The organism is Propionibacterium australiense, from assembly GCF_003666605.1.
Lineage (GTDB): Bacteria > Actinomycetota > Actinomycetes > Propionibacteriales > Propionibacteriaceae > Propionibacterium > Propionibacterium australiense.
Map to the genome: position 1 here is coordinate 1 of NZ_RCIV01000031.1, position 9,428 is coordinate 9,428.

At 57.5% G+C, this 9,428-nt stretch carries 10 protein-coding genes; all 10 read left to right on the forward strand.

Annotated elements, in window-relative coordinates; genetic code table 11:
* The coding region (locus D9T14_RS12820) for an RHS repeat-associated core domain-containing protein (protein WP_310793711.1) at window positions 1-3,443 on the forward strand (3,443 nt) is incomplete at its 5' end.
* Between the two features lie 18 nt (window positions 3,444-3,461).
* The gene (locus D9T14_RS13390) at window positions 3,462-3,998 is read left to right on the forward strand and encodes a hypothetical protein (RefSeq protein WP_126464264.1); all 537 of its coding nucleotides are present in this window, start codon (window positions 3,462-3,464) and stop codon (window positions 3,996-3,998) included.
* A 204-nt stretch (window positions 3,999-4,202) separates the two neighbouring features.
* Complete coding sequence (locus D9T14_RS13395) at window positions 4,203-4,436, forward strand: hypothetical protein (RefSeq protein WP_126464265.1); 234 nt, start codon at window positions 4,203-4,205, stop codon at window positions 4,434-4,436.
* Window positions 4,421-4,720 carry a DUF6966 domain-containing protein gene (locus D9T14_RS13400; protein WP_126464266.1) on the forward strand — a complete coding sequence of 100 codons (300 nt, stop codon included), beginning with the start codon at window positions 4,421-4,423 and terminating at the stop codon, window positions 4,718-4,720. The genes D9T14_RS13395 and D9T14_RS13400 overlap by 16 nt, the downstream gene beginning before the upstream one ends.
* 151 nt (window positions 4,721-4,871) lie before the next feature.
* Window positions 4,872-5,276 carry a helix-turn-helix domain-containing protein gene (locus tag D9T14_RS12825; RefSeq protein ID WP_119162913.1) on the forward strand — a complete coding sequence of 135 codons (405 nt, stop codon included), beginning with the start codon at window positions 4,872-4,874 and terminating at the stop codon, window positions 5,274-5,276.
* The gene (locus tag D9T14_RS13750) at window positions 5,240-5,521 is read left to right on the forward strand and encodes a transposase (protein WP_170175751.1); all 282 of its coding nucleotides are present in this window, start codon (window positions 5,240-5,242) and stop codon (window positions 5,519-5,521) included. The genes D9T14_RS12825 and D9T14_RS13750 overlap by 37 nt, the downstream gene beginning before the upstream one ends.
* 171 nt (window positions 5,522-5,692) lie before the next feature.
* Window positions 5,693-6,223 (forward strand): hypothetical protein, encoded by a 531-nt coding sequence (locus D9T14_RS13405; RefSeq protein ID WP_126464268.1) that lies wholly within the window; start codon window positions 5,693-5,695, stop codon window positions 6,221-6,223.
* A gap of 215 nt (window positions 6,224-6,438) precedes the next feature.
* Window positions 6,439-7,425 (forward strand): IS630 family transposase, encoded by a 987-nt coding sequence (locus D9T14_RS12835; RefSeq protein ID WP_182482085.1) that lies wholly within the window; start codon window positions 6,439-6,441, stop codon window positions 7,423-7,425.
* 215 nt (window positions 7,426-7,640) lie between these two features.
* Entirely contained in the window at window positions 7,641-7,835 is a 195-nt protein-coding gene (locus D9T14_RS12840; protein WP_119162915.1) for a hypothetical protein, read from the forward strand.
* Between the two features lie 290 nt (window positions 7,836-8,125).
* Complete coding sequence (locus D9T14_RS13410) at window positions 8,126-8,794, forward strand: hypothetical protein (protein WP_126464269.1); 669 nt, start codon at window positions 8,126-8,128, stop codon at window positions 8,792-8,794.
* The last annotated feature ends 634 nt before the right edge of the window (window positions 8,795-9,428 follow it).

Here is a 9,428-nt window from a genome sequence, read left to right on the forward strand (position 1 = left end):
CGACGGGGGTACGAATCGGCTTCGGCTATGACGAGCACGGCGACCTCGTGTCGGTCATGAACGCCGAAGGAGACATGGCAAGGCTCGTCCGTGATGGGACAGGCCGGGTGATCGGGACTGTTGATCCCTGTGGCTCCGAGACTGAGTTCCGCTACGACGGGGCCGGGCGGCTCGTCTCCCGCCGGGACCCGGACGGGGCGACCTGGCGGTTCGAGTACTCCGCTGCAGGCCGTCTTGTTGCTCGTATCGATCCAACTGGTGCGCGCACGACAGTGGAGTTGGGTCCTGCCGGCCAGGAGACGGCCGGTATCGACCCGCTGGGGCGGCGCCTAGAGCAGGAATGGGACGACCTGGGCAATCTGGCCGGGGTACGCCTGCCTGATGGGCGCCAATGGTCGTACGTCCACGATGGATTGTCGCGGCTGACCGAGGTCGTCAATCCCGAGGGCGCGGTGTGGCGCACTGACTACGACTCTGTGGGCCGGGCCACTGCCATGACGGACCCGACCGGGGTGCGGCAGGCGCTGGCGTGGAGCAGCGATGGAGCCCTGACCGTCTCCGATGCCTCGGGGGCCGAGAGACTGGACGTGGACGCCCTGGGACGTCCGGTCTCGGTGAGCAGTGTCCCCACGCCGGGAGCGTCCGAGCCGCAGGACCCTGATGCGCGCGTGGTCGTCCGTGACCTGTGTGGCAGGGTGGTCGAGGCCCTGGATTCCGATGGTGGCCTGACGAAACTGGTGCGCGATGCCGCTGGCCGCGTCGTGGAGGAGCTCTCCCCGGCGGGCAGGAGCACCTGTTACGAGTGGGACCGGTGCGGGCGCCTGTCCGCCGTGACAGCCCCGGACGGCTCGCGCACGGTCATGACCTATGACGCGGCCTCGCGCCTCATCGCGCAGGACGGCCCAGCGGGGCCGGTACGCATCGCCTACGATCCATGCGGCCGGGTGACATCGATGACCAGCCCCGGGCGGGGAAACGCTACGTGGAACTATGACAAGGTCGGCCGGGTACGCTCGATCCGGTCAACGGCCTGGGGCCTGGTGCGGTTCTCCTACGATGCCGCGGGCCAGCTCACATCGGTCACGAACGCGCTGGGCGGCGTGACCCAGTACGCCTACGACCAGTGCGGACGCCTGGTGAAGGTCACGGACCCGCTGGGCAATGTGACCCGGCGCACGTACACCGCCACCGACAGGGTCGAGACACTTGTCGACCCGCTGGGGCGCACCACGCGGGCCGGTTATGACCCAGCAGGTCGCCAGCTGTGGCAGACCGATGACACCGGCGAGCGTCTGACCTGGGACTGGGACGCGGCAGGACGGGTCGAGCGGATCGCCGCAGGCAAGGAGGGCCTGCCGGACGAGACCTGCTACGAACTGGCTGAGCAGAGCCGACGTGGCCTTCGCGTGGCGGGGCCGGGAGGAACCCTCGACGAGCTCAGCTTCGACCGGCTGGGCCGGTTGACCCGGCATGTCCGCGATGGACGAACCGTGGGTGAATGGTCGTGGGACCCCGATGGCGCCTGCACCGGTTTCACCGGCCCGGGCGGGCAGCGGACCAGCTATACCTACGACGAGGCCGGAGCGCTCGTCCACGTGGAGGGCACGGCATTCGGCCCGGTAGCGGTCCGCCGTGATGCTGCGGGGCGTCTGGTGAGCATGGACGGGCCGGGGCTGAGCCAGAGTTGGGATCGCGACGAGACCGGTCGTGTCGTCGCGCACAGCTGTACCGAGAACGGCATCACCACCAGCAGACGCATCAGCCGCGACGAGGCAGGGCGCGTGATAGCGGTGGACGGGCCAACAGGGACCGTCCACTACAGCTACGACCCGGCGGGTCAGCTGATCGGCGTGAAAGGGCCCGATGGCGAGCAGTCCTTCACCTGGGACCGGGCCGGTCATCTGACGTCACGCACCGTGCGGAAATCCTCGGGAGAGTCCGAGGTCACCGCCTTCAGCTATGACGCCGCGGGGCAGCTGGTGAGCGCGGATGGGCCCGGCGGGCTGACCCGGTTCACCTATGACGCCGCAGGACGTCGCACGGGCCAGGATGGGCCGGGCGGGCAGTGGAGTTATTCGTGGGCCCCGTCGGGGCACCTGTCGGCGGTGACGCGGCAGACCCCGCGTGGCGGCCGCGCGTGGCGGATCGACCGTGACGGCTTGGGACTGCCCAATCGCGTCGGCGGGGTCGATCTGACCTGGGATCTGTCCGGGCCCGTGCCATCGCTGACCGGATTCGGCGAGAACACGGTGGCAGGTCTGCCGGGGGCCACGGCGGTGAACGACACCCTCGTCAGCTCCAGCTACAGGCCTGTTCGCCCAGCCGACGGAAGTGATCCGTGGGCTTCACCGGCACCGGCCACCGAGGCCAATGGGGTCTGGCTGGGCGCCGGTGGCGCTGTGGGCCTGGACGGTCTGGAGCTTCTCGGGGCCCGGGTCTACGACCCCGGGACTTTCTCGTTCCTGTCCCCCGACCCGGTGGAACAGTCACCACTGGCGCCGTGGGCCGCCAATCCTTACTCGTACGCGGCGAACGACCCGTTGTCCTTCAGCGACCCGGCAGGTCTCAAACCTTTGTCCGATGCCGACTTGGAGGCCTACAAGGACGATCATGGCGGCCTGATCGGCTGGGCCAAGAAGAACAAGGACTATCTCATCGGCGGCGCGATGGTCCTTGCCGGCGGCATCCTTATGGCCACCGGCGTAGGAGGACCGCTGGGCGGCATGCTCATGGGCGCCGGGGCCGACACGATCATCCAGCGCGCCATGACCGGCCAGGTCGACTACGGGCAGGTCGCCGTCTCCGGGCTTCTCGGCGCTGCTGGTGGAGCAGCGGCCGGCGCCTTCCTCAAGGGCGGCACTCAGCTGGCCTCGAAACTGGGGGCCACCGCACTGCGCACCGCGATCACGACCGGCGCCACATCGGGTGCGGCAGCCGGTGCCGGCGGATCCGGCTACGGCTACCTGACCGGCCCCGGCCCGCACACGGTGGGCGGCTTCCTGGCAAACACCGCCATCGGCGGCGTCGAAGGCGGCGTACTCGGCGGTGTCGGCGGGGCAGCCGGCCACGGCCTGGCCACCGCAGGAAAAAACATCCTCGGACACCTCAAACCAACACCAGCGGATCCTGTACCGCCCCGCCCAACGACGCTGACTATCGAAGGCGTCGAGTACCCAGCAGTCCCCGAAGGAGCAGTAGGAAGTCCTGTAAAATCAGGAAAAGGGTTACGTTACCCAATACCAGCCGGAACAAAAGGTTTATCCAACCGGGTAACCGAGATAAGAATCATGGAGCCCACAACTTCAGGAAAATATCCTCACCCGAATGGTTATGCCGTATATATGAATAAAGACGAACAAGGAATTCACCCCGGGACAGGACAAACTCTTCCAAACACCCACCCCATCCGCCACATCGAATTCCCCAACCCTTGGCCTTCATGACAATGAAATGAGACTAAGATGCTGATCCGTGATCTACTGACCTATCCTAAACAATTGTCCATGATCGACGCGCCATTAATAACAGAGAGCAATCCTTTCGAATCTGAAGAATCCCTCCTTGAGTCCGAATTCCTTGATGTTCTTGTTGACTCGCGGAGACAAACCGCAGGCGTCCTCCTGGAATTCCGAACAGCTCTGCAATTTCGAGACGGGATAGCGGGATTATATGTAGCCCGCGGCGTTAAGAGACTCTTGTGGACCAGCGAGCTGTCCAGACGAGACGGGATTCGAGCATTCACCATCGGAAAATCACAAGCAATGAAACGGGGAAACGATATAGAGTTCTCCATTATTGCAATGTGGGACCTGTCACTGTCCATACTCTCCGAGGAAGCCGAGTTCGCCGTTCTCGATGTTCCCGGCATGACAATAACTCCACCGGATTACACAGAGCCAGACATACCAGCCATCGAGGCAGCCCTACCCTCCTGGGAGTCCCCCTGCCGCGTGGTCGAGAAAGCCTCTTGGAGAGGCTTTGCTGCACGACATAACTGACAACCCAGTCCTAACATGACAGGATGGGAGATTGAGGGTTATTCAAAACTGTTTTTGAAGAATTCTAGTGCGGTGACTGCTGTGATGGTTTGCGGGAAGGTGTGCAGGGGTCTGCGGTAGCCGGTGTGGAGTATCCGCCAGGTCTTCAGTGCAGGCTCTACTTCAGGTCGTCCACTAGGCCAATTCTTCTCCTCGGAGCCCCCAATGGGAATTATTCAAACAAGAATAGACAAAGCAATTCCCCATGTATGGCCCGACGGGACACCAGCTCCACTTGATACAGGTTTCGCCATTCGTTTTCCAGCAGGCACCACCATCCATACAGGAACCGTAGCCAACCAAGGAGATCTTTTCGTGGGCGGGACAGAGCAGATTGTTGTACAAAAACCTTGGGATATCCCTGGCGTTGAAGTAGTCGATCAATGGGCGTTGAGATGAACCGAGGGCTAGTAAGTATCCTCACAGAGATTACCAACTTATTTCGCGGAAATGATGATGATGTCCATTTAAGACAGTTTGAAGAGTTATGCTTGCGAGCAAAGGATGCAAATTCAGCTGAAGACCAGTCAAGTTTGGCGAGAATAATTCTTAGATTATATGGAGGGATGGGAAGCTTCAACGATGCAATAATTTACAAAAATGGCGTTATAGATAAGCTGGCTACTAATAAATTAGATAGCCTGCGTAACGACTTGTTTGAAACTGTGGGAGATCTTCTTTGAGGCGATCGACAGCACCGCGTGTGTCAACCGGAATCGCTTAATAATTGTTGAAGATATGGCCGTCATGAAACAAGGAGGCTTATTCTGGCAACCATGAAACAAAACCGTATTCTTGATGGATTTGTGGTCTTGTTCCGGATATGATTGGGGCATGCAGGTTGAAGTCACCCCGGAAGAAACCGCAGTTCTGATCAAGTGGAAGAAACGCACAGACAATTACGCACTGGTGCGCATGAAAGCAGAAGCCATCCTATACGCCTCTCGTGGCGTTGACGTGAGTATCATCGCTGAAATGGTCGAGCGCAGTGAGAAAACTGTTCGGGAATGGCTGGCCGACTGGCAGACCAGCAGGATGTGCTCAGTGCTCACCGGGCATGCGGGGAACCAGAACGCGGCGAAACTCACCCGCACCCAGAAACAAGACCTCAAGACGGTTCTGGCCCAGCCGCCCTCCCGGTCCGGTATCGGCGCCCAGTTCTGGGACGTGCCGGCCCTGCGCCACGTGGTATCACTGTCGTATTGGACAATGCCCGATTTCGCCACGCCAAAGCCCTGACCAGCCTCGACGAGTCGGGGCAGCTGCTGGAAACGTATCATCCGATCTTCCTGCCGCCGTACACGCCCGATCACAACACGGTCGAGCACGTCTGGAACACCGCCAAAAACAACATCGCAAACAGCCAGCGCGAAACACCAGACCAAACCTTCGGAGCATTCACCTCATACATCACTGGGCGCACCTCGACCTACGACTTCGAACACCTCCCCAAACCCCAACCAGAAACCGATCTCGATTCATGACGGCCATACGACAACAGGCGCAGCAGAATATTCTTTACCGAGTCGGCACTAACAAGAGATAACCTGATAGACTATCCGAGGAATAGATCGACGAGAATGACGTGATAGGACCAAGAATGACTGAAGTCCAGAGAACTGAGACCATATGCATCGACTATTCGAGAAGGACCGATGAATAGCATCGATGACGCATACCCAGCGAATTACACCGTCAATCGAATTGATCTACCTTCAGGACCTGTGGATTACAAGATCAACGGCGTGAATTGGGGCGTGCCCCTCTTGGTTGAACCCCTCAACACAGATCCTTACACGATGATCCTGCCGTATAGTGATTTCGGTTATGTTTCTGGACTATTTACGACACCAAATCCAGATGTATTTCTGTTTGCCAAAGGGGGAACCATCATCCTGGTAGATGTTTTGACCCCCGAAGACGCCGAGGAGATTGATCAAGTTTTCCCCGTAGTCGAAATCATTCCTATAGTATGTCCAGCTAGGCTAGTATTGATCTCATTTCAATACATTGCGGCGGTGGGTGAAAAAGGTCAACTTGCATGGGCTACTCCAAAGCTCGCTGATGACGGGTTCAGAATTGATTCCACGAAAGAGGGCAAGTTGACTGTGACAGCAGACTGGGATTGGAATCCTCGCACCTTCAGAATCGATCTTCTTGACGGGAGCATTGAAGCTTGTCAGTAACCCTCTCCTAGAGGTTTACACTCAACCCTTGAAGCTTATTCATAGGGTACAGGTGAATAGATTCCTATGGCTGGCATGAAACAAAACCGTATTCTTGATGGATTTCTGGTCTTGTTTTCGGATATGATTGGAGCATGCAGGTTGAGGTCACTCCGGAAGAAACCGCTGTCCTGATCAGGTGGAAGAAACGCACAGACAATTACGTACTGGTTCGGATGAAAACCGAAGCGATCCTGTACGCCTCCGAAGGAGTCGGGCTGGGAATCATCGCTAAAATGGTCGAGCGCAGCGAGAAAACCGTTCGGGAATGGCTGACCGACTGGCAGACCAGCAGGATGTGCTCGGTGTTGACCGGGCACGCGGGGAACCAGAACGCGGCGAAACTCACCCGCACCCAGAAGGAAGACCTCAAGACGGTTCTGGCCCAGCCGCCCTCCCGGTCCGGGATCGACGCCGAGTTCTGGGGTGTTCCGGCCCTGCGTGACGTGGTGAAGATCTTGTTCGATGTCGAGTACGAGTCAGACTCCTCCTATCAGTTGCTGCTGCGGTTCTGCGGGTTGAGTTTCAAACTGCCCGACCCGTTCGACAAGCACCGCGACGAGAGGGTCATCATCCGGCGCATGGCCGAGGTGAAGACCCAGGTCAACCAGCTGTTGGAGGCCGGCTGGGAGGTCTACGCCGTCGATGAGGTCCGCCTGGAACACGAAGCAGAGACCAGAAGGATGTGGCTCCCGCGGGGTCAGCGCACGAAACTGTACGTGGACCAGCAGAAAGTTTCCCAGTCGTTCTTCGGCGCCCTGTCCCTCACCAACAAGAAGGTGAAGCTGTATCCGATCGAGGGGAACCAGAACACTGAACAGATCATTATCGCCTTGGAACGGCTGCAGCGCGAAACCCGGACCGAGAAGATCGCGGTCGTGCTGGACAATGCTCGGTTCCATCACGCCAAAGCCCTCACCGGCCTGTATGAGCCGGGCCAGCCCCTGGAACGCATCACCCCGATCTTCCTGCCGCCTTATGCGCCCGACCACAACCCTGTTGAGCACGTCTGGAACACCGCCAAAAACAATATCGCGAACATTCAGCGAGAAACCCCGGACCAAACTTTCGGAGCTTTCGCTTCATACGTCACTGGTCGTACCTTCGACTACGACTTCGAACACCTCCCCAAACCCCAACCAGAAACCGATCTTGTTTCATGACAGCCATAGTATTGCTGTGATGGCATAGGGGTGTTAATGGAACACCTGTAGCGGGTTTTGAGGGTTTGCCCGGTTTGAGGTTAGCGATGGCTTGTTGATCGGTCATCTTATTTTGTTGATGGCCCGGTTTAAGTTCTTGTCGGTTTCTATGGCCACCATGAAACAAAACCGTATTTTCAATGGATTCAGGGCCTTGTTTCGGATATGATGAGAGCATGCAGATCAAGGTCACCCCAGAAGAAACCGCTGCTGTTCTGATGAGGTGGAGGAAACGCACAGATAATTACGCGCTGGTGCAGATGAAAGCCGAAGCGATCTTGTATGCCTCTCGCGGTGTCGATGTGAGTATTATCGCTGAAATGGTCGAGCGCAGCGAGAAAGCCGTTCGGGAATGGCTTGCCGACTGGTAGACCAGCAGGATGCTGTTCGGTGTTGACCGGACACGGGAAATCAGAACGCCGCGAAACTCACACGCGCCCAGAAGGAAGACCTGCCGCCGTACGCTCCCGGTCACAATCCGGTTGAGCATGTCTGGAACACCGCCAAGAACAATATCGCGAACATCCAGCACGAGACCCCGAGCAGACCTTCACAGCATTCGCCTCATACATCACCGGATGCACCTTCAGCTACGACTTCGAATCCCCCCTCGAAACCGAAAACGATTTTGTTCCATGACGACCATAGGAATAGCTAAATCATGAAACCAGAAAAGCCGCATCTTTCCCCCGCGGAAAGCACCGAGGCAGCCATTACGCTGATCGCCGGCGAGCTACAGGACAGCCTGGGAAGAGAGCAGGTTGAAAGCATACTTCTCGATCTTTATGCGGGAGAGTTTGAAATCGCCTGCGATTCTTTGATTTATTCGCTGTCAGAAGTGCTCCCTGAACTCTCAGAGGAACAGGCTTACCTACTCGAACAGCTTGATCCCACTATTCTGGAAGCCGATGCCATAGAAGAGCTACGCACCCTCATATCCCTTGTACCACGACAGCAATATAGCATCGATGCAAGCGCACTTGATGTTCCTCTTCATTTATCGCATATGCTCATGCGGCACTACTCGGAAATAAGCCTGCAGTCAAGCCAGGCGATCATTACTCTCATCAGTAGTAAAGAATACGCGCGCGCGACAATTATCACAGCGCAACTGTTAGTCGATTGCGACTGCCCTGTCTATAGTCTGGACATTCAGCAGCTAACCTGGCTTACTGACATATTGGAGCTGAATCCAGACCAGCTGAAGATGATTGAAAATACATGGGATGATCAAAAGAGAAACCGCCGCAAGTACCTGCCAGGCACGAGGGGACATTTATATCGAAATCCCCGTTCATGGAAAGGAGAAGGCGGCCCTTTCGATCACTGATGGTTATGCAAAGATGTTTTTGCCGAATTTGACGGTGCCAAGCGGTGGAAGCGACGAGAAGTTACTGGAAGGCTTCTCCTCGGTGAGTAGCCGGAGGGTGGCTCGATAGTCCTTCTGCCACTGCGGTAAGATTGTGTCTGAACGAGATGTCTTTGGCCCCCGGATTCGTGACTGATCCGGGAAGCCCGAGTCGAATATGATGGATTGCCTCTGATCATTCAACCCCATTCATAACAATGATCAGTACTGGAGCAGCAATGGGTGACACATCGAGCGAGGCTCCTTTGATTAAGCTGCCTGACATCGAAGTAGTGGATCGAGGTGAGTTGCGATGATTCAACCACCAACAGGCATCCCCATTGAAATTACTAATTTACTTCGAGAAAGTGATGACGCTGTCCAACTGCGGCTATTCGAGGAGCTTTGTCTGCGAGCAAAGGACGCCGAGTCAACTGAAGACCGATCTATGGCCGTCATGAAACGAAATCGTATTTTTGATGGATTCGTGGTCTTGTTTCGGATATGATTGAGACATGCAGATCGAGGTCACCCCGGAAGAAACCGCTGTCCTGATCAGATGGAAGAAACGCACAGACACTTACGTACTTGTGCGGATGAAAGCCGAAGCCATCTT